Source organism: Erwinia sp. (genome assembly GCF_049696395.1).
Lineage (GTDB): Bacteria > Pseudomonadota > Gammaproteobacteria > Enterobacterales > Enterobacteriaceae > Erwinia.
Genome location: NZ_JBAVTT010000037.1, coordinates 1 through 26,248, shown reverse-complemented (window position 1 = coordinate 26,248; position 26,248 = coordinate 1). Strand labels below are relative to the sequence as shown.

Sequence of the window (26,248 nt, the reverse complement as noted above, 5' to 3'; positions counted from 1 at the left end):
GAGTTCGAGTCTCGTTTCCCTCTCCAAATTTTTTTTAGCAGTATTTAGCAGTATTGTACCAGGTATCTTAAGCGGGAATAGCTCAGTTGGTAGAGCACGACCTTGCCAAGGTCGGGGTCGCGAGTTCGAGTCTCGTTTCCCGCTCCAAACGTTTTTTGCAGTCATACACCAAGTATCTTAAGCGGGAATAGCTCAGTTGGTAGAGCACGACCTTGCCAAGGTCGGGGTCGCGAGTTCGAGTCTCGTTTCCCGCTCCAAATCATCATTCTTCTCATTTTTCCAGGTGATGTTATCCACAGCGATAACCCAGCTGCGCTTCGTTGTTTTTGCTCATCACAAAAAGTTCTTTAACAGAGTTATCCACAGGCGCTCAGTCTGTCATCCGCTATGGCTTTCTGAAGAAGCCTGCAGGCTTTCCCTGTAACTGACTGTTTTAACTGCTTATATTAATATTTCAAATTGTTATCTGGATCGCTTGTGCTTTCTGTGACACTTGAATGACAACAACTTTTTATTTTTATGCACAGCGTGTGGAAAACCTTCTACGCGGGAAATAATTGCGCTTTGTTCACTTATGCATCGCGTGGTAAACCTTTTTCTACCGCTCTAACCAGCCTTTTCTGCTGTCCCTGAATTTCAACCACATGTTCACTGCGATTAGCCAACTGGCGAGCCAATGCCCAGCTTATGTGTTCATCCAGCATGTCATTCTCACCCTGACGAGCTTCGAGTGCCGCAACGTTCCCGGCAGACCAGGGAGCATTCCCCAGCGCAACAGCCACATTACGCAACCAGCGAAGATGACCAATACGGCGGATAGCCGAGCCTTCTGTCACGCGTAAGAATTTGGCCTCATCCCAGGCGAAAAGCTCGTCGAGCGGCGGCGCATGCAAAACTGCGCGTGGCCCAAAATCATCTTCGTCAGTTAGCTGACCATAGCGGTTCCAGGGGCAAATGAGCTGGCAGTCATCGCAACCGTAAATCCTGTTGCCAATCAGCGGCCTGAATTCTTCAGGGATTGCGCCCTCCAGCTCGATGGTCAGATAAGAAATGCAGCGCCGGGCATCAACCGTATAGGGCTCGACAATGGCGCCGGTGGGACAGATGGTGAGGCAGGCCACACAGCGGCCGCACTGCTCCTCCTGCGGTTTATCGACAGGCAACGGCAGGTCAATCAGCAGTTCGCCAAGAAAAAACCACGAGCCGGCCTCGCGGTTCAGGATCAGCGAATGTTTGCCGGTCCAGCCCAGTCCTGCTTTAGCCGCCAGAGGCCTTTCGAGTATTGGCGCTGAGTCTACAAAGGGACGAAACTGCACTTCGGCACAGCGCTCACGGATTAAGTCTCCGAGCTTTTTCAGGCGATTGCGCAATACTTTGTGGTAATCACGACCAAGTGCATAGCGGCTGACATAGCCTAACTGGGGATTTTTTAGAGTGCTGGCAAAAGCTGCCTTAGCAGGCAGATAGTTCATCCGCACGCTGATAACCCTGAGCGTGCCGGGCAACAATTCATGGGGACGTGCGCGCATCATGCCATGACGTGCCATCCATTCCATCTCACCGTGGTATTGCTTGTCCAGCCAGGACTGCAGGCGTGGTTCTTCCACGCTTAAATCGGTATCGCAGATACCCACTTGCTGGAAGCCGAGTTCCTGCCCCCAGCGTTTGATATCTAGGGCAAGTTGATGGAGATCGAGAGGAAGTGACATGACAAACCTGAATAAGCAAAGTAACCCTACCAGTTTACCCTATTCTGTCTGGCCTGTAGAGGCGATGGCCGGCCTTGAGCGCGAAGCAGCTGACGCGCTGGGCCTGACGCTGTTTGAACTCATGCAACGCGCAGGTGAAGCGGCTTTTACGCAACTCCGCGCTCTGTGGCCCACTGCGCAGCACTGGTTAATCCTTTGCGGGCACGGTAACAACGGCGGAGATGGGTTTATCGTTGCTCGTCTGGCGCAGTCTGCCGGGTTAAAGGTGACGGTGATAGCTTGCGAGGGCAGGAAGCCCTTGCCAGAGGAAGCTAGTCAGGCTCGCGAGGCGTGGCTTGCGGCAGGTGGCGTGATCCACGATCCTTCGTTTGTCTGGCCTGAAGGGATTGACGTGATTGTCGATGCGTTGCTGGGAACCGGGCTAAACCGGCCGGCTAAAGCGCCTTATGATTGGCTGATTGAACAAGCGAATGCCCATTCCGCCGAGGTTTTTGCCGTAGATATTCCGTCAGGGTTAGTGGCTGCTAACGGCACAGCACCTGGTACTGTTATCTCCGCCAGCCACACATTGACGTTTATTGCCCTTAAGGCAGGCCTGTTGACTGGCAAAGCCCGCGACTACACTGGGCAGTTGCATTTTCACGCCCTGAGTCTGGATGCCTGGCTGTCGCAGCAGGATGCGCCGATGGCAAGATATGACGCTTCCTCCCTTAGCCGGTGGCTTAAGCCACGCAGACCCACCTCGCACAAAGGCGATCATGGCAAATTAGCTATCATTGGTGGCGATCATGGCACCGCCGGGGCGATTCGCATGACTGCTGAAGCGGCACTAAGGGCCGGCGCAGGAATGGTGCGAGTACTTACTAACAAAGACAACATCGCGCCGATACTGACCGCAAGGCCAGAACTGATGGTGGAAGAGCTGACCAGCAAGGCTGTGGATCAGGCGCTGGAATGGGCGGATGTGATAGTCATCGGCCCAGGCCTTGGACAGGGCGAATGGGGTAAAAAAGCGTTACAAAAGGTAGAAAACTCTCAGAAACCGATGCTTTGGGACGCAGATGCGCTTAACCTGCTGGCAATCAGTCCCGATAAACGTCAAAATCGGATCCTTACGCCTCATCCTGGCGAAGCGGCCCGATTGCTGAACTGTAAGACCAGCGATATTGAGAGTGACCGCTTACATTCAGCCAGAGAGTTGGTGAAACGCTATGGCGGCGTGGTGGTGTTGAAAGGCGCCGGAACAATTATCGCCAGCGAGGCGGGTGAAATGGCGTTTGCCGATGTGGGCAACGCGGGCATGGCTTCGGGTGGGATGGGTGATGTGCTTTCAGGGATCATCGGCAGTTTGTTAGGGCAAAAGCTCTCACTGTATGATGCGGCCTGTGCCGGATGCGTTGTGCATGGCGCAGCGGCTGAGGCGGTTTCAGCGCGTTACGGCACGCGAGGAATGTTGGCTACCGATCTATTTTCTGAACTTTATCTGTTTGTTAATCCAGAGATCCTGACTAAAAAAGAATGAAGACCTGTGTAATCACCCTGTCCGATGAGGCAGCAACCCTCACTTTAGGTGCCAGCCTGGCCCGTGCCTGTCATGGTGCGGCGATGATCTACCTTTTTGGCGATCTTGGCGCGGGGAAAACCACGTTCAGCCGGGGGTTCCTTCAGGCTTTAGGGCATCAGGGGAATGTGAAAAGCCCGACTTACACTCTGGTGGAGCCCTATCAGTTGCCTGACCGTCAGGTCTATCATTTCGATCTCTACCGCCTTGCAGATCCTGAAGAACTCGAATTTATGGGGATCCGTGACTATTTTGGCGGTGACAGCGTGTGCCTGGTCGAGTGGCCACAACAAGGCGCGGGCTTTTTGCCCGTCCCGGACATTGAACTGCACCTGAGCTATCAGGGCCAGGCGCGTCAGGCAGAATTGAAAGCCTGTTCAGCTGCAGGAGAAACGATGATTCAGCAGGTCGCTATGGAAAAGGGTTGTTCATGAAGTTGCGCATGAAGTTTGGTTTGGTACTGGCACTTTTACTGACGACGTTTAGTTCGCTTGCAGCCAATTTATCCGACATTAAAGTCTCCAATGGTGATGACAAAGCCACCGTCACCCTCAGTTTTAACGGCCAGCCGGTGTATGGCTTCTTCCCGTTGCACAATCCCGATCGCGTGGTGTTAGATATTCGCCAGAGCGGCGTCATCAAAGGTCTGCCTCTGACATTTAGCGGTGAGAACATCGTTAAGCGCATTCGCTCCAGCACGCCGAAAGACCAACAAAGCATTCGTCTGGTGTTTGAACTGACTCAGGCGGGCAAAACCCGTGCAGTTACTCAGCGTAATGGCAATGATTACGACGTAGTCTTTACTATTACGGGCTCTCGCCCGGCTCGTGCGTCTTCCAGCCGTCCGGCAGAAGTAAGCCCCGCTTCAAGCAGTACGCCATCAACGCCGAAGGAAAACCCTTTCAAAGGCAATCAGGTTACCGCTGTAAGCAGTGGCAATGATGTTGTCCGACCGGGCATAACACCTACTTCAGCTAATGAAGCGGTGATTGTAGCGATCGATGCCGGTCACGGCGGACAGGATCCCGGCGCCATTGGCGGAGGCGGCCTGAAAGAGAAGAATGTCACCATTGCCATCGCCCGTAAGCTTAAACTCCTGCTGAATGCCGATCCAATGTTCAAAGGTGTGATGACTCGTGACGGTGATTACTTTATTTCGGTAATGGGCCGTTCCGATGTGGCGCGTAAGCAAAATGCTAACGTGCTGGTGTCTGTTCACGCCGATGCTGCACCAAACCGCAGTGCTTCCGGTGCTTCCGTTTGGGTGCTCTCTAACCGCCGCGCCAACAGTGAAATGGCGGGCTGGCTGGAACAGCATGAGAAACAGTCAGAGCTGCTGGGCGGAGCAGGGGATTTGCTGGCTAACAGTCAGGCCGATCCTTATCTGAGCCAGGCCGTGTTGGATTTGCAGTTCGGTCACTCTCAACGCGTTGGTTATGATGTGGCGGTGAAGGTCATTGCGCAGCTTCAGCGCGTGGGTTCCCTGCACAAACGTCGCCCGGAACACGCCAGCCTGGGCGTTCTGCGCTCGCCGGATATTCCTTCCTTGCTGGTGGAAACCGGCTTCATCAGTAATCCTTCGGAGGAGCGACTGCTCGGCAGTAGCGCTTACCAGCAGAAGATTGCAGAGTCGATTTATAAAGGACTCCGCAACTACTTCCTGGCGCACCCGCTGCAATCCATCCCAAAGGAGGAAAACCGTCCCTTGCAGTCCGCAGCGACGGTTAATGTTGAACCCAACCCGGCTCCAGATAACACCCAATACACTGGGGCGATCCAGCGGCATGTGGTAAAACGGGGAGAGACCGCTTCCGGCATCGCGGCGCAGTACGGCATCAGCCTGGCGACGCTGCGTTCAATGAATACCTTGAAGAAAGATGTGGTGTGGGTTGGGCAAAGATTGAAAGTTCCGGCTGGCAACAAAACCGCCAGCGTAACTAAAGCCAAAACCCCCGTGCGTCACAAAGTGGTAAGGGGTGATTCACTTACTGCGATTGCCGCCCATTATGGCGTCAGTTCGAAGGCGATTCAGCAGGCCAATAAGATGAAATCGCAAAACGTGATGCTGGGGCAGACCTTAACTATCCCGGCTTCGTAACCAGACAAGGAATTACTATGCCGATTCAGGTGTTGCCTCCTCAGCTAGCTAACCAGATAGCCGCTGGTGAAGTGGTGGAGCGGCCAGCGTCGGTGGTCAAAGAGCTGGTTGAAAATAGCCTGGACGCTGGCGCGACCCGTATCGATATTGAAATCGATAAAGGGGGCGCCAAACTGATCCGCATCCGTGACAACGGCAGCGGCATCGGCAAAGAAGAGCTGTCGATGGCGCTTGCCCGGCATGCCACCAGCAAAATCACCACGCTGGACGACCTTGAAGCGATCATGAGCCTGGGCTTCCGTGGAGAAGCACTGGCCAGTATCAGCTCGGTATCCAGACTGACGCTAACATCGCGGACTGAAGCACAGACAGAAGCCTGGCAGGCCTATGCTGAAGGGCGAGAGATGTCCGTGACGCTGAAGCCGGCTGCGCATCCTGTAGGCACCACGCTTGAAGTGCTGGATCTCTTTTACAACACCCCTGCACGCCGCAAATTTATGCGGACCGAAAAAACCGAATTCACCCATATTGACGAAATCATCCGCCGCATTGCTCTGGCGCGCTTTGACGTGGCTTTCTCGCTGACCCACAACGGGAAGTTAATTCGCCAGTATCGTGGCGTGACTGAGCACAGCCAGCGTGAGCGCCGCCTTGGGGCTATTTGCGGAACAGCATTCCTTAGCCATGCGCTGGCGATTGAGTGGCAGCATGGCGATTTGAGCCTCAAGGGCTGGGTTGCCGATCCTGCGGGCTCCAGGGCGATCACCGATCTGCAATATTGCTACGTAAATGGCCGCATGATGCGTGACAGGCTGATCAATCATGCCATCCGCCAGGCTTATCAGGACAAGCTGGGAGACGCTCACCAGCCTGCCTATGTCCTGTATCTGGAAATCGATCCGCATCAGGTGGACGTCAACGTTCACCCGGCCAAGCATGAAGTGCGTTTTCATCAGTCACGCCTGGTGCATGATTTTATCTATCAGGGCGTAGTCAGCGTGTTGCAGGAGGCGGGGGCCGAAACTTTGCTGGCTGTAGAACCTGCTGCGCCAGCCGAGCGCTGGCAGCCTGAGAATCGCCAGGCTGCGGGCGGCAATCATTTTTCAACACCTGCGCCAGCCAAAGCAGCCATCCCGTCAGCCAGCGTTGGCGGCAATTCGTCTTCAGTTGGCGGGGATCGCTCTGCGCCTTCTTCTCATTCAGGTAGCGGATCGGCGGCTGGTTCAGCCAACTGGCAGCGGCAGGAACCTGTTTATCAGCAGAAGGAAGGCAGGGCTTATCAGCAGCTGTTACAGACGCCGGAAGCGCCAGCTGCCAGAGAACCCGTAAATAAAGCCGAACGCCACACCGACCTACCTTTAAGTGGCCACAGCCAGAGTTTTGGCCGGGTGCTGAGCGTCCTGCAAGACAATTTTGCTTTGGTCGAGTCGCAAGAGCGGCTGGCATTCATTAATTTGCCTGTTGCAGCGCACTGGCTGAAGCAGGCACAGCTTGAACCCGGAGAAGAAGGGCTGAAACCTCAGCCGTTATTGATCCCGGTGCGGATAAAGATGGATAAGCCGGAGCGTGAAGCGATAACTCGTCACGCCAGCTTATTGATCCAGATGGGAATTGAGCTGCAGGCGGATTCACACCATGTGACGTTGCGCGCGGTACCTTTACCATTACGCCAACAAAATTTACAAAACTTGATTCCAGAACTGTTAGGCTATCTCGCCCGGCAGCAGGATGTGTCCGCAACGCAGGTGGCGCAATGGTTAGCGCGTCATTCGGTAGTTGAACATCCGCACTGGAATCACTCGCAGGCGATTGCTTTGCTGGCTGAAGTCGAACGACTTTGCCCGCAGCTACTGAAATCGCCACCTTCTGGATTTTTACAGCACATCGATATTGAACAGGCGATGAACGCCCTGAAGCATGAGTGAGACATCCAAGGCTGGCCGGCCAAAGGCAATTTTTTTGATGGGGCCAACGGCTTCCGGTAAGACCGCACTGGCGATTGCATTACGCCAGCAGCTGCCGGTTGAGTTGATTAGCGTAGATTCCGCCCTCATATATCGCGGTATGGACATTGGCACAGCCAAACCTTCCGCTGATGAGCTGGCATTGGCGCCCCATCGTTTACTGGACATCCGTGACCCCTCTGAAGCGTATTCCGCTGCTGAGTTCCGTCGGGATGCGCTGGCTGAAATGGCGGAGATAACCGAAAGCGGTCGTATCCCGTTGCTTGTTGGTGGCACCATGCTCTATTACAAGGCTTTGCTGGAAGGATTGTCGCCGTTGCCCCCGGCGGATCCGGAAGTGCGTCAGCGTATTGAGCAACAGGCGAGTGAAGAGGGTTGGGATGCCCTTCACCGTCAATTATGTGAGATAGATCCCGTAGCAGGAAATCGTATTCATCCGAATGATCCCCAGAGACTCTCGCGAGCACTGGAAGTTTTTTTTATTTCGGGTAAAACTTTAACGGAACTGACTAAAACTTCTGGCGAAGCGCTGCCATACGATGTGACCCAGTTCGCGATTGCACCTCAGCAACGTGAAGTGATCCATCAGCGGATTGAACTGCGTTTTCAGCAGATGTTAGCGTCAGGGTTTGAAGCGGAGGCTCGGGCGTTGTTCGCACGAGAAGATTTGCATACGGACTTGCCTTCCATTCGTTGTGTCGGTTACCGCCAGATGTGGTCATATCTGGCGGGTGAGATCGACTACGATGACATGGTTTATCGGGGAATTTGCGCGACCCGGCAGTTGGCTAAGCGGCAGATAACATGGTTACGCGGTTGGAAGGATGTTCACTGGCTGGATAGCGAACAACCTGAAGCCGCACGCGATACCCTGTTACAGGTTCTTAGTGCGAAGCCTGGGTGATTGTGTACAATTAGTGCATTATCCTGCGCGAATTTTTACGCAGTATTTCAGAGCGTTTATGCTCTCAGGCAGTAAACAACAAGCATATAAGGAAAAGATAGAATGGCTAAGGGGCAATCATTGCAAGATCCGTTCTTGAACGCGCTGCGTCGTGAACGTGTTCCGGTTTCGATTTATTTGGTGAATGGTATCAAACTGCAGGGTCAGATCGAGTCGTTTGATCAATTTGTAATTCTATTGAAAAACACAGTTAGCCAGATGGTGTACAAGCACGCTATCTCTACTGTTGTTCCGTCCCGTCCGGTCTCCCACCATAGCAACAATGCAGGTGGCGGAAGCAGCAACTATCATCATGGCAGTAACCAGGGGGCTTCTACTCAGCCTCAGCCAGAGAGTGACGACGCAGAGTAATCACTGCTCTTCCATGACGGGGACACCTGTTCACTCGGGTTCCCCGTCCTGGCAATCCGCCCGATTTATCCTGCGCCGAATGGCGGGGCTTAATCGCGCAAACTCGCCACCTGAGGGTTTTTTGATCCAGGTGTGCACGTAAAATCTGATATTCACGCAGTATGGCCAAACGTGTTGCAGGTTTAATAAGGCTCTGAGAGGTTTTAAGTTTGTTTGACCGTTATGAAGCCGGTGAGCAGGCCGTTCTGGTACATATCTATTTTTCCCAGGAGCGGAATACGGAAGATTTGCAGGAATTCGAAACCCTGGTCTCTTCTGCGGGTGTTGAAGCGCTGAGTGTTATAACCGGTAGCCGAAGATCTCCCCATCCAAAATATTTCGTCGGTGAAGGAAAGGCAGTAGAAATTGCAGAGGCGGTGAAAGCCAGCGGTGCCTCGGTGGTGTTATTTGATCACGCCCTGAGCCCGGCCCAGGAAAGAAACCTGGAAGCCCTTTGTGAATGCCGCGTCATTGACCGAACCGGCCTTATCCTTGATATTTTTGCCCAGCGCGCCCGTACCCATGAAGGTAAATTGCAGGTGGAGTTGGCACAGCTTCGCCATCTTGCCACGCGCCTTATTCGTGGATGGACGCACCTTGAGCGCCAGAAAGGCGGGATAGGTCTGCGCGGCCCGGGTGAAACGCAGTTGGAAACGGACCGTCGTTTACTGCGTAACCGTATTACGCTGATCCTCTCGCGTCTCGAGCGGGTAGCAAAACAACGTGAGCAGGGCCGTCAGGCGCGTAATAAAGCCGATGTGCCGACCGTTTCGTTGGTTGGATATACCAATGCCGGTAAATCCACATTATTTAACCGTGTGACTTCTGCTGAGGTCTATGTTGCCGACCAGCTGTTCGCCACGCTCGATCCGACTTTGCGTCGGGTGGATGTGGCTGATGTGGGTGAAGTGGTGCTGGCGGATACCGTAGGCTTTATTCGTCATTTGCCACACGATTTAGTCGCTGCTTTTAAAGCGACGTTACAAGAAACGCGTGAAGCAACGTTACTGCTGCACGTTATTGACGCCGCTGACTTACGCGTCGATGAAAATATTAAAGCCGTTGAAGTGGTGTTGGAAGAGATTGAGTCAGACGAAATTCCTACGCTTCAGGTGATGAACAAGATCGATATGCTCGACGGGTTTGTGCCGCGTATCGATCGTGATGAAGAGAATAAGCCGGTCCGCGTGTGGGTTTCTGCCCAGACGGGGGAAGGGATTCCACTGCTGTTCCAGGCGCTGACCGAGCGTCTGGCCGGTGAAATCGCGCAGTATGATTTGCGTCTACCGCCAGAAGCAGGGCGGTTACGTAGCCGTTTTTATCAGCTTCAGGCGATAGAAAAAGAGTGGAACGAAGACGATGGTAGCGTAGGTTTACAGGTACGTATGCCGATCGTTGACTGGCGCCGTCTGTGCAAACAGGAGCCGGCGCTGGTGGATTACATTGTTTGACTGATTTTGCCTGACACGCGTATCCCGGCCTTGGGATACCACCGCACACACAATTATATGGAGTATAAACATGGCGTGGAATCAGCCCGGGAATAACGGACAGGACCGCGACCCGTGGGGAAGCAGCAATAATCAAGGCGGCAACTCTGGGGGAAACAAGGGAGGGCGCGATAAGGGGCCTCCTGATTTGGATGATATTTTTCGCAAGCTGAGCAAAAAGCTTGGCGGATTCGGCGGTGGTAACAAAAACGATAACAGCGGCGGGCAGCGTACGCCGGGTCGCGGTGGTCGTCTGGTTGGTATTGTCGTGGTTGCGGCGGTAGTGATCTGGGCCGGTAGCGGCTTCTACACCATCAAAGAAGCGGAACGCGGTGTGGTGACACGCTTCGGCAAATTCAGTCATCTGGTTGAGCCAGGTCTGAACTGGAAACCGACCTTTATCGATCAGGTCCGTGCGGTGAACGTTGAAGCCGTCCGTGAGCTGGCAGCCTCAGGCACCATGCTGACGTCTGACGAAAACGTTGTGCGCGTAGAAATGAACGTGCAGTACCGTGTCACTAACCCGGAACGTTATCTGTTTGCGGTAACCAGCGCAGATGACAGCCTGCGTCAGGCAACGGACAGTGCATTGCGTGGCGTAATTGGCCGCTCAACGATGGACCGCATCCTTACCGAAGGTCGTACCGTGGTCCGTAGTGACACTCAGCGTGAGCTTGAAGAGACCATTCGTCCTTACGATATGGGGATCACTCTGCTGGACGTTAACTTCCAGGCTGCCCGTCCGCCTGAAGAAGTGAAGGCCTCATTTGATGATGCCATTGCTGCGCGTGAAAACCGTGAGCAGTACGTCCGTGAAGCGGAAGCTTATGCTAATGAAGTGCAGCCACGCGCCAACGGTCAGGCACAGCGTATTCTGGAAGAAGCGCGTGCTTACAAAACCCGTACCGTGTTGGAAGCACAGGGTGAAGTGGATCGCTTTGCGAAACTTCTGCCTGAGTACAAAGCCGCGCCAGAGATCACTCGTGAGCGTCTGTACATTGAAACCATGGAACGCGTGCTCAGCCACACCCGCAAGGTTTTGGTTAATGATAAGGGCAATAACCTGATGGTCTTGCCGCTGGATCAAATCATGCGCGGACAGGGCGGTGCATCTTCTAACACCACCCAGGACAGCAGCAGCAACAGTTTGTTGCGTTTGCCACCGGCAAACAGCAATGACCGCGCCAGCAGCAGTTCGTCGTACAATCCAGACACCATCATGGATCAGCGCCGGGCGAATGCTCAGCGCAACGATACCCAGCGCGAAGGGAGAGAGTAAGCGATGCGTAAGCCATTAATCGTAGTATTGATTGTTGTGCTGGTGGTGCTGTACGCGTCACTGTTTGTAGTTCAGGAAGGCCAGCGTGGCATTGTGATGCGCTTTGGTAAAGTCCTGCGCGATAGCGAAAATAAACCGCTGGTGTACGCACCAGGTCTGCACTTCAAGATCCCTTTCCTGGAATCCGTGAAGTCGCTGGACGCCCGTATCCAGACCATGGATAACCAGGCCGATCGCTTCGTCACCAAAGAGAAGAAAGACCTGATCGTTGATTCTTACATCAAATGGCGTATCAGCGACTTCAGCCGTTACTATCTGGCCACCGGCGGCGGCGACGTCTCCCAGGCAGAAGTGCTGTTGAAACGTAAATTCAGTGACCGTCTGCGTTCTGAAATTGGTCGTCTGGACGTGAAGGACATCGTTACCGATTCCCGCGGTCGTCTGACTACCGATGTGCGTGATGCATTGAATACCGGTAGCGCAGGCCAGGACGATGAAATCGCCACGCCAGCGGCAGATGATGCCATTGCTTCGGCAGCGGCTCGTGTTGAGCGTGAAACGACCAGCAATGAACCGGCTATGAACCCGAACAGTATGGCGGCGTTGGGTATTCAGGTTGTGGATGTGCGCATCAAGCAGATCAACCTGCCTACTGAAGTCTCTGACGCGATCTACGCTCGTATGCGTGCTGAGCGTGAGTCAGTAGCCCGTAGCCAGCGTTCACAGGGTCAGGAAGAGGCTGAGAAGCTGCGTGCAACGGCGGATTACGAGGTGACTCGTACGCTGGCAGAAGCGCAGCGTACCGGCCTGATGACCCGCGGTGAAGGTGATGCAGAAGCAGCGAAACTGTTTGCTGATGCGTTCAGCCAGGATCCTGACTTCTACGCCTTTATCCGTAGCCTGCGTGCTTACGATAATAGCTTCAAGAGCAATCAGGATGTGATGGTGCTGAGCCCGGACAGCGATTTCTTCCGCTTTATGAAATCGCCTTCTAACGCCACACGTTAAGAATCTGCTATAAAACGAGGGGCCGGATTATCCGGCCCCTTTTTTATTGTCTGTAGCGGAAAACATAATGAACCCAACCATTTGGATGGCACTGGCGTTAGTGCTGGTTTTAGAAGGCCTGGGCCCGGTGTTGCTACCGCGCATGTGGCGGCGGATGATTTTATCGATGGCGCAGTTGCCGGATACCCTGTTACGGCGTTTTGGTGGTGGCCTCGTGGTGGCCGGCGCGGTGATCTACTACATGATTAGCGCCCACAGCGGCGGGTGAAGTTTGGGAAAAAAGTGCGCAATCGTATGCTAAAAGAGCTGAAAGACGGGTTTTACGGTGGTAGAATCCATTTTTAAGCAATCGGTGATTTTGAGAAATGGGTAAGAACGTCGTCGTACTGGGCACCCAATGGGGTGACGAAGGTAAAGGTAAGATTGTTGACCTCCTGACTGAACGCGCAAAATATGTTGTTCGTTATCAGGGCGGCCATAACGCTGGCCATACGCTAGTCATCAACGGTGAGAAAACCGTCCTCCACTTAATTCCATCAGGTATTCTGCGTGAAAACGTGACCAGCATCATCGGCAACGGTGTTGTGCTGTCTCCGGCTGCGCTGATGAAAGAGATGAAAGGTCTGGAAGATCGCGGCTTCCCGGTACGTGAACGTCTGTTTATTTCTGAAGCCTGCCCGCTGATCCTTGAATACCACGTAGCGCTGGACGTTGCGCGTGAGAAAGCTCGCGGCGCGAAAGCTATCGGTACCACCGGTCGCGGTATCGGCCCGGCTTACGAAGATAAAGTCGCCCGTCGTGGTCTGCGTGTTGGTGACCTGTTCAACAAAGAAACCTTCGCCACTAAGCTGAAAGAAGTGATGGATTATCACAACTTCCAGCTGGTGAACTACTACAAAGAAGAAGCCGTTGACTTCGATAAAGTGCTGAGCGACACGCTGGCAATTGCCGATATCCTGACCGGCATGGTAGTAGACGTTTCTGAACTGCTGGACGGCGCGCGTAAGCGTGGCGACCTGATTATGTTTGAAGGTGCTCAGGGTACGCTGCTGGACATCGACCACGGGACTTATCCGTACGTGACCTCTTCCAACACCACCGCTGGTGGCGTGGCAACAGGTTCCGGCATCGGTCCACGTTATGTGGATTACGTGCTGGGCATCGTGAAAGCCTACTCAACCCGCGTTGGCGCTGGTCCATTCCCGACTGAGCTATTCGACGAAACCGGTGAGTTCCTGTGCAAACAAGGTAACGAATTCGGTGCCACTACTGGCCGTCGTCGCCGTTGCGGCTGGCTGGATGCGGTTGCTGTCCGTCGTGCTGTACAGATCAACTCCCTTTCTGGCTTCTGCATGACCAAACTGGACGTGCTGGATGGCCTCAAAGAAGTGAAAATTTGTGTGGCCTACCGTATGCCAGATGGCCGCGAAGTGACTACCACGCCGCTGGCCGCAGAAGGCTGGGAAGGCATCGAGCCAATCTACGAAAGCATGCCTGGCTGGAGCGAAACCACTTTCGGCGTGAAAACGCTGGAAGGCCTGCCACAGGCCGCGCTTGATTACATCAAGCGTGTAGAAGAAGTAACTGGCGTACCGATAGATATCATTTCTACCGGCCCGGATCGTAGCGAGACAATGATCCTGCGCGACCCGTTTGACGCATAAGTTATCTGGGCCGGGCATTGCCCGGCCTTACTCTTTCCGCCTGCGCTTCCCACCTTGTTTTCTCTTTATCAACGCTTGCTTAAATAAAATGGCCTCGAATACGCAGGCTGGTTTATCATCATTGATAACACACTCATTTTTGAGCGGATCACGGCAGCACTTCTGGCAGTCGGTCGAGCTTTCGAGGTTACTGTGCAGCTAACAAGTTTCACCGATTATGGTTTACGTGCGCTGATCTATCTGGCGGCTTTGCCGACCGGTCAAATGACCAGTATTACCGAGGTAACAGAGGCTTACGGTGTTTCACGTAATCATATGGTCAAAATAATCAATCAACTGAGTCGGGCTGGCTACGTCGCCGCAGTGCGCGGAAAAAACGGTGGGATCCGTTTAGGCAAGCCAGCGTCAGAGATTGTGATTGGCCACGTCGTTCGGGAAATGGAGCCGCTACAATTGGTGAATTGCCAACCTTGCCTCATTAGTCCGGCCTGTCGCCTTAAGAAGGCACTCTATGATGCGGTACAGAGTTTTCTGGCCGTTTTGGATGGCTACACCCTGGCAGATCTGCTGGAAGACAACCATCCGCTCTACAAATTATTGCTGGTTGAACACCCTTCACTCAGCAGTTGATGACAACGGAGGAACCGCTATGTCAAAAGATCCATTTAAGGAACGGGAAGCTGAAAAATACGACAACCCCATTCCAAGTCGCGAGTTTATTTTAGCCCATCTGGATAAACGCGAAAAACCGGCCAGCCGTGAAGAGCTGGCTACAGAACTTTCTATCTCCGGCGAAGAGGAGACAGAAGCGCTGCGCCGTCGTCTGAGAGCGATGGAGCGTGATGGCCAGCTGGTCTTCACCCGTCGGCAGTGCTATGCCTTGCCAGAACGTCTGGACCTGCTGCGCGGAAAGGTGATCGGCCACCGCGATGGCTTCGGCTTCCTGCGTATTGAGGGCAGCAAAGACGATCTGTACCTCTCTGCAGATCAGATGAAAATGTGTATGCACGGCGATGTGATCCTGGCTCAGGCTATGGGTGCAGACCGTAAAGGCCGCCGTGAAGCGCGCGTCGTCCGGGTTCTTGAACCGCGTAATAACCAGATCGTGGGTCGCTACTTCACTGAAGCCGGTGTCGGCTTTGTGGTGCCTGATGACAGCCGTCTGAGCTTCGATATCCTGATCCCACCAGAAAATCTGATGGGGGCCCGCATGGGCTTTGTGGTGGTGGTTGAGTTATTACAGCGTCCAACTCGCCGCAGCAAGGCCGTGGGTAAAGTGGTTGAAGTGCTGGGTGACAATATGGGCACCGGCATGGCTGTGGAAATGGCGCTGCGTACGCATGATATTCCGCACTCCTGGTCACCGGAGCTGGAAGAGCAGATTTCTAAGCTGAAAGAAGAAGTGCCGGAAGAGGCGAAAGCCGGACGAGTGGATCTGCGCGATCTGCCGCTGGTCACCATTGATGGTGAAGATGCCCGTGACTTCGATGACGCCGTATTCTGTGAAAGAAAACGCGGCGGTGGCTGGCGTCTGTGGGTAGCGATTGCTGATGTGAGCTACTACGTTCGCCCTGGCACACCGCTGGATGATGAAGCGGTTAACCGTGGAACGTCGGTCTACTTCCCTTCTCAGGTTATCCCGATGCTGCCGGAAGTCCTCTCTAACGGCCTGTGTTCTTTGAACCCGCAGGTAGACCGTCTGTGCATGGTCTGTGAGATGACTATCTCCTCAACCGGTAAGTTGACAGGCTACAAGCACTACGAAGCGGTCATGAACTCGTGGGCTCGTCTGACCTATAACAAAGTGTGGAGCATTCTGCAGGGCAACCAGGAGCTGCGTGAGCAATACCAGCCGCTGGTCAAAGACCTGGAAGAGCTGCACCGCATGTATCTGGTGCTGGAGAAGTCCCGCGAACAGCGTGGTGGTATCTCCTTCGAAACCGACGAAGCCAAGTTTGTCTTCAATGCCGATCGCCGTATTGAACGTGTTGAGCAGGTTTCTCGTAACGATGCGCACAAGCTGATTGAAGAGTGCATGATCCTCGCGAACATCGCCTCTGCCCGTTATGTTGAAAAGAATAACGAGCCCGCGCTGTTCCGTGACCACGACCGTCCTGGCGAAGAGAACATCAAGAGCTTCCGCTCGGTGCTTAACGAGCTGGGCCTGACGCTGGGTGGCGGCAACAAACCGCATCCACTGGATTACGCGGAGCTGCTTAAGCAACTCGCCAGCCGTCCTGATGCTGAAATGCTGCAAACCATGCTGCTGCGCTCGATGAAGCAGGCCGTTTACGACCCGGAAAACCGTGGCCACTTTGGTCTGGCTCTGGCTTCGTATGCGCACTTCACCTCGCCAATTCGTCGTTACCCGGACCTGCTGCTGCACCGTGCGATTAAGTACCTGCTGGCGAAAGAGAACGGCACGCTGAACGGCGGTATCACCACGCCAACGGGCGGATACCACTACGAAATGCCGCAGATGCTGCAACTTGGCCAGCATTGTTCAATGGCAGAACGCCGTGCCGATGAAGCAACCCGTGATGTAGCCGACTGGCTGAAATGCGACTTCATGCAGGATCAGGTTGGAGAAACCTTTACCGGCGTTATCTCCAGCGTCACCGGATTTGGCTTCTTTGTCCGCCTGACCGATCTGTTTATCGATGGTCTGGTGCATGTCTCCACGCTGGACAATGACTACTACCGTTTCGATGCGGTAGGTCAGCGCCTGATCGGTGAATCAAGCGGCAAAGCCTATCGCCTTGGCGATACGGTTGAAGTCCGTGTTGAAGCGGTGCATATGGATGAGCGTAAAATTGATTTTGCGATGATTTCCAGCAGCCGCAAACCGCGTGGCGAAGGTAAAACTGAGCGTGACCGCGCGAAGAAACCGGCCTCTCAACACAGCGGTAAGCGTCGTCGCGATCAGAGCAAAAAAGGCACCTTTGAGCCGGACAGTTCTTTCCGTGCACCGAAGAGCCAGGACACTGCTGCACCTGCAGAGGCTGGCGCCAAAAAAGACAAGAAGCCGAGAAAACCGTCTGACAAAACGCGGAAAATCGCGTCCGGAACCCGGTCACGTCGTGCGGCGAAGAAAAAGACTGACAATCCGGTCTAACCGGATAGCTGTCATGGCCTAATAAGATTAATTGAGTAACAGATTAATGAGTGAAATTGTATTTGGGATCCACGCCGTCAAGGCGCTGCTCGACAGCAGTCCTCAGCGCTTTCAGGAAGTGTTTATCCTCAAAGGGCGTGATGACAAGCGCCTGCAACCGCTGATCAAAGAGCTGGAAGCACAGGGTATTGTGGTGCAGATAGCCAACCGTCAGTGGCTGGACAGCCAGGTAGAAGGCGGCGTTCATCAGGGGATTGTGGCGCGGGTGAAGCCTGGTCGTCAGTATCAGGAGAGTGACTTGCCAGATCTGCTGGAAAGTCTGGATTCACCGTTCCTGCTGATCCTTGATGGCATTACCGATCCGCATAACCTCGGTGCCTGCTTACGCAGCGCCGATGCTGCGGGCGTTCACGCGGTTATCGTCCCGCGCGATCGTTCAGCCCAGCTGAATGCTACAGCCAAAAAAGTAGCCAGCGGCGCAGCAGAACATGTTCCGCTGATCACTGTGACTAACCTGGCCAGAACGCTGCGCGTTCTGCAGGAAGCCAACGTGTGGATTGTCGGCACCGCCGGTGAAGCCGATCACACTCTGTATCAGAGCAAAATGACTGGCCCAATGGCGCTGGTGATGGGTGCTGAAGGCGAGGGCATGCGTCGCCTGACCCGTGAGCACTGCGATGAGCTGATCAGCATTCCTATGTCTGGAAGCGTCTCTTCACTGAACGTTTCTGTGGCCACAGGCGTCTGCCTGTTTGAAGCCGTTCGTCAGCGCAGCAGTAAGTAATCCTTCCGGGGCGTGACCTGCGCCCCGAATTTTCCCTCTGTTTCTCGCCTGTTCCTGTCTGTCTCTCATACTGAATGAGTGTTAATGATAAGGATGCCGCGATGAACTGGAAAACCCATACCGTTTTTAATCAGCCTCTTCCTTTGGCGAACAGCAACCTGTTTCTTTCTGATACTCCTCTGCGGGAAGCCGTGCTTCGCGAAGGCGCGGGGTGGGATTACGATCTTATGGCTTCGGTCGGGCAACAGTTAGGCAGCGCCGAATCACTGGAGCTGGGCAGGCTGGCAAACAGCAACCCGCCAGAGCTGCTGCGTTACGATCCCTGCGGTGAACGGCTGGATGAGGTGCGTTTTCACCCGGCCTGGCACCTGCTAATGCAAGGACTTACGGCTAACCGTGTGCATAATCTCCCCTGGCTGGATAAAGCCCCAGAGACGGCCTTCGTAGCGCGCGCGGCTCGCTTTATGCTGCACGCTCAGGTTGAATCGGGCAGTCTTTGCCCGGTAACCATGACTTTCGGCGCTATTCCTCTGCTACAGAAACACCTTCCTGCGACCTTTGAAAACTGGCTCTCTCCTCTGTTGTCCGACCGTTATGACGCGCATGTGAAAGAGGCACCGCTGAAAAAAGGTTTGCTGATTGGTATGGGAATGACGGAAAAGCAGGGCGGTACTGACGTGCTCAGCAATACCACTCGCGCGGAACCGGAAGCTTCACGCGGGAGCGGCGAATGCTATCAGCTCACTGGCCATAAATGGTTTTTCTCGGTGCCGCAAAGCGATGCTCATCTGGTTCTTGCCCAGGCGAAGGGCGGCTTATCCTGCTTTTTCCTGCCACGACTGTTGCCGGGCGGTGAGAAGAATGCGGTGCATATCGAACGATTGAAGGAGAAGCTTGGCAATCGCTCCAATGCCAGCAGTGAAGTGGAGTTTTTGGCTGCCCGCGGCTGGCTGATTGGCGAAGAGGGTGAGGGTATCCGGCAGATCCTGACAATGGGCGGTTATACCCGATTAGACTGCGCGTTGAGCAGCCACGCCATGATGCGCCGGGCTTTCTCGGTAGCTCTTTACCATGCACATCATCGCCAGGTATTGGGTAAGAACCTTGTCGATCAGCCGCTGATGCGTCAGGTCTTATGTTCTCAGGCGTTAGTGTTGGAAGGGCAAACCGCATTGTTGATGCGGCTGGCGCGATCCTGGTCGCAACAGAGCAGTGAATCAGAGAAGATTTTCTGCCGGCTTTTTACGCCAGCGGCCAAATATGTGGTCTGTCAGAGAGGCATTAGCTTTGTGGCGGAGTCGATGGAGGTGCTGGGCGGTATTGGCTATTGCGAAGAGAGCGAGCTGCCACGCATTTATCGGGAAATGCCGGTAAACAGTATTTGGGAAGGCTCAGGAAACGTGATGTGCCTGGATGTGCTCAGGGTATTGAGCAAACAGTCTGGCGTGCGTGAAATGTTGTCGACAGAATTTGATGCGGTGAAGGGCCAGAACCGGCACTTCGACAGTGTATGGCGTCAGCTTAAGCTTCGTCTGGGCAAACCGCAGGAAGCCCAGGCTCGCAGCCTGTGTGAAGATCTTTTCGCGCTGGCCTGTGGTGTTCAGGTTATGACGCATCTGGAACCCGCGCTGGCGGATGCCTGGTGCCGCCAGATGCTGGATCGAAGAGGACATTACCGCCTGACGGATAACGTGGCAGATCGGTTATTACTGCGGGCTGGCGGTGGTTGAGGGACCATAAAGGATCGCGGTGGAATACCAGAACCCAGGCATCACCGTCTCACTGACCAGCTGGATATAATAATAGGTTGCGCCAGCGGAATTGGCCTTCGCAGCAATGGCCCGTTCAGCATCATCCGGGGAGCCGTGTTCATTAACGCTGATGGTACCCAGTTTGCGGAGGGTAAGGCTTTGCGCTCGTGTCACTTCCTGAGCTTGCGATGTCGGCGGTGGCGGAGGGGCAGGTTTGGTTTGCAACTGGCTGCAGCCAACGGTCAGTAAAACAAAGAGTACTGTCAGTAACCGGCTCATAGTGCGCTCTCAACGGTGGGATAACTCATAGTGTAAGCTATCCCACCGTGATTATTAGCCTTTCAGCGTAAATACGCTGACCAGCTGGGTCAAATGATGCCCCTTGCGGCTGAGCTCCTGGGCTGTCTCTTCAGAAGTAGAGACCAGTTCGGTGTTCTGGTGCGTCGCCTGGCCAATCTGGTTCATGGCAATATTGACCTGTCCAATTCCGGCTGACTGCTCTTTTGAGGCGATATTAATTTCGCTCATCAGCACTTTAACCTGGCCAATCCGACTGACGATGTCTTCCATCGACTGACGGGTTTGCTCAGAAAGATCGTGCCCCTGAATCACTTTGCTTAACGAGTTTTCAATCAATCCGTCGATCTCTTTCGCTGCTTGCGCACTGCGTTGAGCCAGCGCGCGAACTTCTGCAGCCACTACCGCAAAACCTTTACCATGTTCACCGGCTCGTGCCGCTTCCACCGCCGCATTCAGCGCCAGAATGTTGGTCTGGAAGGCAATGGACTCAATCACATGAGTGATATCCGCAATACTCTGCGAGGCACCTTTGATGTCAGTCATCGTGACCACTGAGCGCGAGACGGTATCGCCGCCTTTTTGCACCACGGAAGAGGCCTCATCAACCAGCGTCAGCGCCTGAGAGACGTTAGCGGCGTTCTGAGCCACGGTAGCGCTCAATTGCTCCATGCTGGCTGAGGTTTCTTCCACGCTGCTAGCCTGACGGGAAATCTGCTCGCTAATGTTCTCGCTGCTGATCGCAATGGCATCTGTGCCGCTGCTGATCTCTTCAGCCGCTTCACGGACCTGAGAAACAATTCGTTCCAGACCATCGCCAATGCCATTGATCGCCAGAATCAGCTGCCCGACTTCATCGTGACGCTGAGTCGTCAACGTCGCCTGAAGGTTGCCTGCCGAATAGTGACGAGCCAGTTCGATCACCTCTTGCAGCGGTTTACTCAGCCAGTTGCGGGTAGTAATGACAAAGCCCAGCGCGAACAGCAGCACCAGCGCCGCGCCAATCAGCAGGAACAGATCGCGGGTTTGGTCAATCGGTGCCAGCAGGCTGGCCTTATTCACTTCACCCAGGATCACCCAGTTCCACTCTGGCAGGTGCCGCCAGGTCATGATTTGGGTCGAGCCGTCTTCGCCCTCTGCTTCAAGCGTGCCACTGACGTTGCTCAGCAACTGCTGTTGTAAAGACTCTGACCAGCCAGGCTGCTTCCCTTCCTGGGTCGGATGGAACACAAAGTTACCGTGGTTTTTACCGGCCGCGTTATCCAACACCACAAAATGGCCGGTTTCGCCCAGTTTCTTATCGAGCACCTTCTGGCGTATTTCGGCATACTGCTTGGTAATGTCCACACCGACGAACAAAATGGCAATGACCTTGCCTTCACTGTCTTTAACCGGCTGATACTGCGTAATATAACGCTTGCCGAACAGCATGCTCACGCCCTGGTAAATTTCCCCTTTCTGCATCAGTTTCCAGGCTGGGCTGGTGTGATCAAGACGGGTGCCGATGGCGCGCTCACCGTCCTGTTTGCGCAGAGAAGTGGAAATACGCATGAAGTCATCGCCCGTGCGCACAAAAATGGTGGAGATGGCGCCGGTACGCTGCTGGAAGTCATCAACCAGCACCTGATCCAGGTTAAGGGTTTTAAGTCCGGCGCGTAACGTTGGCGTCTGTTCCGATCCAATGGCAATCAGCTGGGAGTCATCTACGGAAAAACGCTTGGGTAAAAAGCTCTGGAACAGCGCCGTATAATTGGCTACTTCTTCGCTTAGCGTACTGTCGAACATCGATGCCATGTCGCCAATGCCGCTGACCTGGTTATCCATATTTTCCTGAGTCAGTGCCTGCAGCTGTTTTGCTGCATTATGGGTCAGCGCCAGCGTCAGGATCAGGAACAGAACGGCGACACTGATTGACGTGATCACCGACAGCTTTACGCCAAGGCTCCAGCGACTGAATGAGAGATTTTTCATGGGTGGCCTGTTGAAGGTTTAAGGGGCTTGCATCGGTTAACGGCAACAGACCTGAAACATTTAGGATTTAATTTTGTGAGCAGGCTAACGGTTTAGCGAATAAACTCAAATTTCAGCTGGTTCCGCTGGATCCTCTTTTCCTGACCCTGTTTTTCACCGGAGGCTTAATGATTGAGATTGCTACCGAATCTTTTGCTGGCATCAGCTGTTTGCATGCCACGCCGGCGGGTAAACGGCATACGCCATTACCGACAATTCTTTTCTGGCACGGCTTCACCTCATCGAAAGAGGTTTACGCCTATTTTGCTGTCGAGCTGGCTCAGGCCGGTTTTCGCGTAGTGATGCCGGATGCGGATATGCACGGCTCGCGTTATAACGGCGACACGGAAGTGCGGCTTACCCGTTTCTGGGAAATCCTGCGAAGTAATATTGATGAAGTGCCGTTGATTGAAGGCGCTTTACGCGAGCAGGATCTTATAGAAGAAGGGCGTTTTGCGGTGGGCGGCGCATCGATGGGAGGAATGACTGCGCTGGGATCGATGGCCCGTTACAGCCACCTGGCCTGCGTCGCCTGCATGATGGGGTCGGGCTATTTTACGTCACTCTCACAAACATTGTTTCCGCCGCTGGTGGCAAAAACAGCCGAGCAGAAGAAAGCATTATTGGAAAGACTCGCTCCGCTGGCTGACTATGATGTCAGTCCACGGCTGGAAAAACTGGCCGATCGGCCTTTGCTGGTCTGGCATGGTGAAGCGGATGAAGTGGTGCTTGCCGCAGAGAGCGTCAGGTTAGAAAAAGCGATGCGCGAAGCGAAGCTCGATGCAAATCTGACGTATATCGTAGAAAGCGGCATCGGGCATCGCATCACTCCGCCAGCACTGACAGCGACAGCGGCGTTTTTTAAGCATCATTTATAAGGTTGGTTCCCGGTAAAACCGGGGCCCTTCACCGCTACAACTGTTTGGACAGTCGTTCTGCTGCGGTAGTCGGGGCTTTATGCGATGTTTTGTCTAACGGAGAAGGTATCCGGTTTACATAGACATAACTGTTCGCCGCATTGCTGGTGTAGCTTTTCACCTGCTGCTCGTTGCCAGTTGAAAGGGCAAAGGCGGATGTGGAAAGGAAGAGACCGAGTAAAGAGGCGATTGCGATGGTTTTCATGGTAGCTCCACAATCTGGGTAATACAGTCTGACGCGGACGTCAGGGTCGTGTCATAAGCAACCTGTATAGTTTAGCCCACCGGCAGCTAAAAGGTATTAGTAATTCTTGCTGTTTTAGATCAACTTTTTTGAACGACTTTTAGGCTAACCTGATGATCTCTCTCGATTAGCACAGAATGCCCCTCAGCCTGGCCACGAATTTGACAAATAAATGGCTCTCCGCCTCGACATTACCTTGAGTTTTTCCCCTCCCGCCAGTATGATTACGCGTCAATTTTTTCAGCCGCTCAAACATACACGTTCCTTGCTTCCATGGGCCGCGGCTGACCCTGACAGGAGGCTGAATAATCCGTAAGGAGCAAATTCGATGCGTCATTACGAAATCGTATTTATGGTACACCCTGACCAGAGCGAACAGGTTCCTGGCATGATCGAGCGTTACACTGGTGCTATCACTGGTGCAGAAGGCACGATTCACCGTCTGGAAGACTGGGGCCGTCGTCAGCTGGCTTATCCGATCAACAAACTGCACAAAGCGCATTACGTTCTGCTGAACGTAGAAGCTCCGCAGGAAGTGATCGATGAGCTGGAAACTAACTTCCGCTTCAACGACGCCGTTATCCGCAGCATGGTTATGCGCGTTAAGCACGCGGTAACTGAAGCATCTCCGATGGTTAAAGCGAAAGATGAGCGTCGTGATCGTCGCGAAGATTTTGCTAACGAAACCTCTGATGATGCAGATGCTGGGGATTCTGAAGAGTAATTTACCGTGACGGCTAATCGGCTGACGTTGTCTGGCACTGTGTGCAAGACACCGATGCGTAAAGTGAGCCCGTCAGGTATTCCACATTGCCAGTTCGTGCTTGAGCACCGTTCAGAGCAGGTGGAAGCCGGTTTTACCCGGCAAGCCTGGTGTCGTATGCCGGTGGTTATCAGCGGCAAAGCGCATCAGGACATTACTCAAAGTATAACGGTCGGCACGCCTCTCACCGTTTCAGGTTTCATTAGTAGCCATCAAGGGCGCAATGGGCTGAATAAGACGGTGTTGCATGCCGAGCAGATTGAATTGATAGATTCTGGAGACTAGCCTAATGGCACGTTATTTCCGTCGTCGCAAGTTCTGCCGTTTCACCGCGGAAGGCGTTGTAGAGATTGATTACAAAGATATCGCTACGCTGAAAAACTACGTTACCGAAAGTGGTAAAATTGTCCCGAGCCGTATTACCGGTACTCGTGCAAAATACCAGCGTCAGCTGGCACGCTGCATCAAGCGCGCTCGCTACTTGTCCCTGCTGCCATACACTGATCGTCATCAGTAATATCGGCCGCTGTCTATTAACGACTTTAAGAGGATAAGGTAATGCAAGTTATTCTGCTTGATAAAGTAGCAAACCTCGGTAACCTGGGTGACCAGGTTAACGTTAAAGCGGGCTACGCTCGTAACTTCCTGGTACCACAGGGCAAAGCTGTTCCTGCTACCAAGAAAAACGTTGAGTTCTTCGAAACACGTCGTGCAGAACTGGAAGCCAAACAGGCTGACGTTCTGGCTGCATCTAATGCACGTGCTGAGAAAATCAACGCACTGGGCACTGTTACCATCGCGTCTAAAGCAGGCGACGAAGGTAAACTGTTCGGTTCCATCGGTGCTCGCGACATCTCTGATGCAGTTACTGCAGCAGGCGTTGAAGTGACTAAGAGCGAAGTTCGCCTGGCGAACGGCGTTCTGCGTACTACCGGTGAGCATGAAGTTGAGTTCCAGGTTCACAGCGATGTGCTGGCAAAACTGATTGTAAACGTGGTTTCTGCAGCTTAATCGCTGAAGCTACCGCATAAAAACGCCGGCCACGTGCCGGCGTTTTTGTTTTTTTTATTCGCCAATTATTGCGCGCGAATAAAAGATCCGTCTGACTGGCGGGTAAACAGAATCTGTCCGTTATCCGTATCTACCGTTAAGCCATTCACCACACCTTGTGCATTCTGACGAATACGCACGGCCTGACCTGTCTTCAGATTACTCAGCGGCTTATCGTCGCCTTCCACCCGCGCCATCGCGAACACATCATTCACCGCTAAATTATTGTCACGGAACAGCTGCGCGAGCGTCTGCCCGGAAGCAACCTGATAACTGTGCCAGGTCCCCTGAGAATCATTATTGGTTTTAGGTGGCGTTGTCGGCGCAGCGGGCTGGCTCTCGTTAATCTCAGCCTGCATGGGCACTTCGGTCCCTGACGACCGATCGGCGGTTACCGGCCTTTGAGGCTGCACCGGTGAGGGCGAAGGCCAAAGGAAGGCCAGCAATATCACAATGATAGCGAGGATAATCCCCCTGCGATGGCGTGGTGGCAGCGGATCCATCCAGCGCACGGAATCCGGCAGGTGCCAGATCTGGTGGAAGAATTGCGGTACTCGTGATGCTGAAGACGCTTTGGGCATTGCGTCATCCTCCTGGCGCGAACCACGCGCAAATAGTGAGCTTTTTGCTATCCGGTGAAACCACCCGTTTAGAGAAAGCGACTGGCTTTTCCTTCGCCTGCGGGCAAGATGGCCCATTTTGACCTCGACTAAAATATAGCTGATAACGCATTGTGCGTGCGGAGTTTATTCCGCCCGTGGGATCCGGGTATTGTTTCCTTTTAACCGGCAAAAGTCACCTGAAGAAGATGCCATTTTACGCCCGTTGCCTGCGCTGTTATGCTTCGTCTTCTGTTTTTATCAATGATGAAAGGAAATTCCATGACTACCCCTTCTTTTGACAGCGTAGAAGCGCAAGCAAGTTACGGTATCGGTTTACAGGTTGGCCAGCAGCTGCTGGAATCTGGACTGCAGGGTCTGCAGCCAGAAGCATTGCTGGCAGGCCTGCGCGATGCGCTGGAAGGGAACGCCCCTGCTGTACCTGTTGACGTTGTTCACCGTGCGCTGCGTGAAGTTCATGAGCGTGCTGATGCCGTGCGTCGTGAGCGCCAGCAGGAAATGGCAGTAGAAGGTCAGAAATTCCTGCAAGACAATATCAAGCGTGAAGGCGTGAGCAGCACCGAGTCTGGT

26 protein-coding genes and 2 tRNA genes are annotated in these 26,248 nt (G+C 53.8%); 23 read left to right on the top strand and 5 right to left on the bottom strand.

Going from position 1 to position 26,248, the window contains the following annotated elements; all coding sequences use genetic code 11:
- Positions 1-71 precede the first annotated feature (71 nt).
- Both WCC56_RS05350 and WCC56_RS05345 read left to right on the top strand, forming a co-directional pair.
- Positions 72-147, top strand: a tRNA-Gly gene (locus WCC56_RS05350).
- A 34-nt stretch (positions 148-181) separates the two neighbouring features.
- Positions 182-257, top strand: a tRNA-Gly gene (locus WCC56_RS05345).
- Between the two features lie 315 nt (positions 258-572).
- On the opposite strand, the gene queG is transcribed toward WCC56_RS05345, so the two are convergent.
- Positions 573-1,709 (bottom strand): tRNA epoxyqueuosine(34) reductase QueG, encoded by a 1,137-nt coding sequence (queG, locus tag WCC56_RS05340; RefSeq protein ID WP_424691384.1) that lies wholly within the window; start codon positions 1,707-1,709, stop codon positions 573-575.
- Between queG and nnr the strand changes: the two genes are divergently transcribed.
- From nnr to WCC56_RS05265, 15 genes are all read left to right on the top strand, one after another.
- Positions 1,708-3,231: a bifunctional ADP-dependent NAD(P)H-hydrate dehydratase/NAD(P)H-hydrate epimerase gene (gene nnr / locus WCC56_RS05335; RefSeq protein WP_424691383.1), complete on the top strand. Its 1,524-nt coding sequence runs from the start codon at positions 1,708-1,710 to the stop codon at positions 3,229-3,231. The two genes, queG and nnr, sit on opposite strands and share 2 nt — an antisense overlap.
- The gene (tsaE, locus tag WCC56_RS05330; RefSeq protein ID WP_424691382.1) at positions 3,228-3,704 is read left to right on the top strand and encodes a tRNA (adenosine(37)-N6)-threonylcarbamoyltransferase complex ATPase subunit type 1 TsaE; all 477 of its coding nucleotides are present in this window, start codon (positions 3,228-3,230) and stop codon (positions 3,702-3,704) included. Before nnr ends, tsaE begins: the two co-directional genes overlap by 4 nt.
- Positions 3,701-5,368, top strand: a complete 1,668-nt coding sequence (amiB, locus tag WCC56_RS05325; protein WP_424691381.1) for an N-acetylmuramoyl-L-alanine amidase AmiB — start codon at positions 3,701-3,703, stop codon at positions 5,366-5,368. Before tsaE ends, amiB begins: the two co-directional genes overlap by 4 nt.
- Before the next feature lie 17 nt (positions 5,369-5,385).
- Positions 5,386-7,293 (top strand): DNA mismatch repair endonuclease MutL, encoded by a 1,908-nt coding sequence (gene mutL / locus WCC56_RS05320; protein ID WP_424691380.1) that lies wholly within the window; start codon positions 5,386-5,388, stop codon positions 7,291-7,293.
- Entirely contained in the window at positions 7,286-8,236 is a 951-nt protein-coding gene (miaA, locus tag WCC56_RS05315; protein WP_424691379.1) for a tRNA (adenosine(37)-N6)-dimethylallyltransferase MiaA, read from the top strand. Before mutL ends, miaA begins: the two co-directional genes overlap by 8 nt.
- A 102-nt stretch (positions 8,237-8,338) precedes the next feature.
- Positions 8,339-8,647, top strand: coding sequence for an RNA chaperone Hfq (hfq, locus tag WCC56_RS05310; RefSeq protein ID WP_424691378.1), 309 nt, complete (start codon positions 8,339-8,341; stop codon positions 8,645-8,647).
- A 209-nt stretch (positions 8,648-8,856) separates the two neighbouring features.
- Positions 8,857-10,137 carry a ribosome rescue GTPase HflX gene (hflX, locus tag WCC56_RS05305; RefSeq protein WP_424691376.1) on the top strand — a complete coding sequence of 427 codons (1,281 nt, stop codon included), beginning with the start codon at positions 8,857-8,859 and terminating at the stop codon, positions 10,135-10,137.
- Between the two features lie 70 nt (positions 10,138-10,207).
- Complete coding sequence (gene hflK, locus WCC56_RS05300; protein ID WP_424691375.1) at positions 10,208-11,455, top strand: FtsH protease activity modulator HflK; 1,248 nt, start codon at positions 10,208-10,210, stop codon at positions 11,453-11,455.
- A gap of 3 nt (positions 11,456-11,458) precedes the next feature.
- Positions 11,459-12,463: a protease modulator HflC gene (gene hflC / locus WCC56_RS05295; RefSeq protein ID WP_424691373.1), complete on the top strand. Its 1,005-nt coding sequence runs from the start codon at positions 11,459-11,461 to the stop codon at positions 12,461-12,463.
- Between the two features lie 67 nt (positions 12,464-12,530).
- Entirely contained in the window at positions 12,531-12,731 is a 201-nt protein-coding gene (locus WCC56_RS05290) for a DUF2065 domain-containing protein (protein WP_424691372.1), read from the top strand.
- Between the two features lie 97 nt (positions 12,732-12,828).
- Positions 12,829-14,127, top strand: coding sequence for an adenylosuccinate synthase (locus WCC56_RS05285; RefSeq protein WP_424691371.1), 1,299 nt, complete (start codon positions 12,829-12,831; stop codon positions 14,125-14,127).
- Between the two features lie 192 nt (positions 14,128-14,319).
- Complete coding sequence (nsrR, locus tag WCC56_RS05280; RefSeq protein ID WP_424691370.1) at positions 14,320-14,757, top strand: nitric oxide-sensing transcriptional repressor NsrR; 438 nt, start codon at positions 14,320-14,322, stop codon at positions 14,755-14,757.
- 19 nt (positions 14,758-14,776) lie between these two features.
- Entirely contained in the window at positions 14,777-17,242 is a 2,466-nt protein-coding gene (gene rnr, locus WCC56_RS05275; protein WP_424691369.1) for a ribonuclease R, read from the top strand.
- A 46-nt stretch (positions 17,243-17,288) separates the two neighbouring features.
- On the top strand, positions 17,289-18,026 hold the full coding sequence (gene rlmB, locus WCC56_RS05270) for a 23S rRNA (guanosine(2251)-2'-O)-methyltransferase RlmB (protein WP_424691368.1): 738 nt from the start codon (positions 17,289-17,291) through the stop codon (positions 18,024-18,026).
- Between the two features lie 101 nt (positions 18,027-18,127).
- Positions 18,128-19,756, top strand: coding sequence for an isovaleryl-CoA dehydrogenase (locus WCC56_RS05265; protein ID WP_424691367.1), 1,629 nt, complete (start codon positions 18,128-18,130; stop codon positions 19,754-19,756).
- Here WCC56_RS05265 and bsmA read toward each other — a convergent pair.
- Together bsmA and WCC56_RS05255 are read right to left on the bottom strand one after the other, a co-directional pair.
- Complete coding sequence (gene bsmA / locus WCC56_RS05260) at positions 19,733-20,056, bottom strand: biofilm peroxide resistance protein BsmA (RefSeq protein ID WP_424691366.1); 324 nt, start codon at positions 20,054-20,056, stop codon at positions 19,733-19,735. The two genes, WCC56_RS05265 and bsmA, sit on opposite strands and share 24 nt — an antisense overlap.
- Before the next feature lie 54 nt (positions 20,057-20,110).
- Positions 20,111-22,045: a methyl-accepting chemotaxis protein gene (locus tag WCC56_RS05255; RefSeq protein ID WP_424691365.1), complete on the bottom strand. Its 1,935-nt coding sequence runs from the start codon at positions 22,043-22,045 to the stop codon at positions 20,111-20,113.
- 167 nt (positions 22,046-22,212) lie between these two features.
- Here WCC56_RS05255 and yjfP point away from each other — a divergent pair, with 167 nt between their 5' ends.
- The gene (gene yjfP / locus WCC56_RS05250) at positions 22,213-22,962 is read left to right on the top strand and encodes an esterase (protein WP_424691364.1); all 750 of its coding nucleotides are present in this window, start codon (positions 22,213-22,215) and stop codon (positions 22,960-22,962) included.
- A 34-nt stretch (positions 22,963-22,996) separates the two neighbouring features.
- Here the strand turns inward: yjfP and WCC56_RS05245 are convergent, their stop codons facing one another.
- Complete coding sequence (locus WCC56_RS05245) at positions 22,997-23,206, bottom strand: hypothetical protein (protein ID WP_424691363.1); 210 nt, start codon at positions 23,204-23,206, stop codon at positions 22,997-22,999.
- 367 nt (positions 23,207-23,573) lie between these two features.
- On the opposite strand from WCC56_RS05245, the gene rpsF reads away from it, so the two are divergent.
- Genes rpsF through rplI form a run of 4 tightly spaced genes read left to right on the top strand, consistent with a single transcriptional unit; the run spans position 23,574 to position 25,019 of the window.
- A complete protein-coding gene (rpsF, locus tag WCC56_RS05240; protein ID WP_013200501.1) occupies positions 23,574-23,969 on the top strand; it encodes a 30S ribosomal protein S6 in 396 nt (131 codons plus the stop codon).
- Positions 23,970-23,975: 6 nt separating this feature from the next.
- Entirely contained in the window at positions 23,976-24,293 is a 318-nt protein-coding gene (gene priB / locus WCC56_RS05235; protein ID WP_424691362.1) for a primosomal replication protein N, read from the top strand.
- A gap of 4 nt (positions 24,294-24,297) precedes the next feature.
- Entirely contained in the window at positions 24,298-24,525 is a 228-nt protein-coding gene (rpsR, locus tag WCC56_RS05230; RefSeq protein WP_004392491.1) for a 30S ribosomal protein S18, read from the top strand.
- 41 nt (positions 24,526-24,566) lie between these two features.
- Entirely contained in the window at positions 24,567-25,019 is a 453-nt protein-coding gene (rplI, locus tag WCC56_RS05225) for a 50S ribosomal protein L9 (protein ID WP_424691361.1), read from the top strand.
- A 65-nt stretch (positions 25,020-25,084) separates the two neighbouring features.
- Here the strand turns inward: rplI and WCC56_RS05220 are convergent, their stop codons facing one another.
- Positions 25,085-25,639 (bottom strand): LysM-like peptidoglycan-binding domain-containing protein, encoded by a 555-nt coding sequence (locus WCC56_RS05220; RefSeq protein ID WP_424691360.1) that lies wholly within the window; start codon positions 25,637-25,639, stop codon positions 25,085-25,087.
- 300 nt (positions 25,640-25,939) lie between these two features.
- Between WCC56_RS05220 and WCC56_RS05215 the strand changes: the two genes are divergently transcribed.
- On the top strand, positions 25,940-26,248 hold a 309-nt coding region (locus tag WCC56_RS05215), incomplete at its 3' end, for an FKBP-type peptidyl-prolyl cis-trans isomerase N-terminal domain-containing protein (protein WP_424691359.1).

Excerpts from the sequence above, each read along its gene's own strand:
- nnr (WP_424691383.1), top strand. The coding sequence starts at position 1,708 with ATGACAAACCTGAATAAGCAAAGTAACCCTACCAGTTTACCCTATTCT.
- queG (WP_424691384.1), bottom strand. The coding sequence starts at position 1,709 with ATGTCACTTCCTCTCGATCTCCATCAACTTGCCCTAGATATCAAACGC.
- tsaE (WP_424691382.1), top strand. The coding sequence starts at position 3,228 with ATGAAGACCTGTGTAATCACCCTGTCCGATGAGGCAGCAACCCTCACT.
- amiB (WP_424691381.1), top strand. The coding sequence starts at position 3,701 with ATGAAGTTGCGCATGAAGTTTGGTTTGGTACTGGCACTTTTACTGACG.
- mutL (WP_424691380.1), top strand. The coding sequence starts at position 5,386 with ATGCCGATTCAGGTGTTGCCTCCTCAGCTAGCTAACCAGATAGCCGCT.
- miaA (WP_424691379.1), top strand. The coding sequence starts at position 7,286 with ATGAGTGAGACATCCAAGGCTGGCCGGCCAAAGGCAATTTTTTTGATG.
- hfq (WP_424691378.1), top strand. The coding sequence starts at position 8,339 with ATGGCTAAGGGGCAATCATTGCAAGATCCGTTCTTGAACGCGCTGCGT.
- hflK (WP_424691375.1), top strand. The coding sequence starts at position 10,208 with ATGGCGTGGAATCAGCCCGGGAATAACGGACAGGACCGCGACCCGTGG.
- hflC (WP_424691373.1), top strand. The coding sequence starts at position 11,459 with ATGCGTAAGCCATTAATCGTAGTATTGATTGTTGTGCTGGTGGTGCTG.
- WCC56_RS05290 (WP_424691372.1), top strand. The coding sequence starts at position 12,531 with ATGAACCCAACCATTTGGATGGCACTGGCGTTAGTGCTGGTTTTAGAA.
- WCC56_RS05285 (WP_424691371.1), top strand. The coding sequence starts at position 12,829 with ATGGGTAAGAACGTCGTCGTACTGGGCACCCAATGGGGTGACGAAGGT.
- rnr (WP_424691369.1), top strand. The coding sequence starts at position 14,777 with ATGTCAAAAGATCCATTTAAGGAACGGGAAGCTGAAAAATACGACAAC.
- rlmB (WP_424691368.1), top strand. The coding sequence starts at position 17,289 with ATGAGTGAAATTGTATTTGGGATCCACGCCGTCAAGGCGCTGCTCGAC.
- WCC56_RS05265 (WP_424691367.1), top strand. The coding sequence starts at position 18,128 with ATGAACTGGAAAACCCATACCGTTTTTAATCAGCCTCTTCCTTTGGCG.
- bsmA (WP_424691366.1), bottom strand. The coding sequence starts at position 20,056 with ATGAGCCGGTTACTGACAGTACTCTTTGTTTTACTGACCGTTGGCTGC.
- WCC56_RS05255 (WP_424691365.1), bottom strand. The coding sequence starts at position 22,045 with ATGAAAAATCTCTCATTCAGTCGCTGGAGCCTTGGCGTAAAGCTGTCG.
- yjfP (WP_424691364.1), top strand. The coding sequence starts at position 22,213 with ATGATTGAGATTGCTACCGAATCTTTTGCTGGCATCAGCTGTTTGCAT.
- WCC56_RS05245 (WP_424691363.1), bottom strand. The coding sequence starts at position 23,206 with ATGAAAACCATCGCAATCGCCTCTTTACTCGGTCTCTTCCTTTCCACA.
- rpsF (WP_013200501.1), top strand. The coding sequence starts at position 23,574 with ATGCGTCATTACGAAATCGTATTTATGGTACACCCTGACCAGAGCGAA.
- rpsR (WP_004392491.1), top strand. The coding sequence starts at position 24,298 with ATGGCACGTTATTTCCGTCGTCGCAAGTTCTGCCGTTTCACCGCGGAA.
- rplI (WP_424691361.1), top strand. The coding sequence starts at position 24,567 with ATGCAAGTTATTCTGCTTGATAAAGTAGCAAACCTCGGTAACCTGGGT.
- WCC56_RS05220 (WP_424691360.1), bottom strand. The coding sequence starts at position 25,639 with ATGCCCAAAGCGTCTTCAGCATCACGAGTACCGCAATTCTTCCACCAG.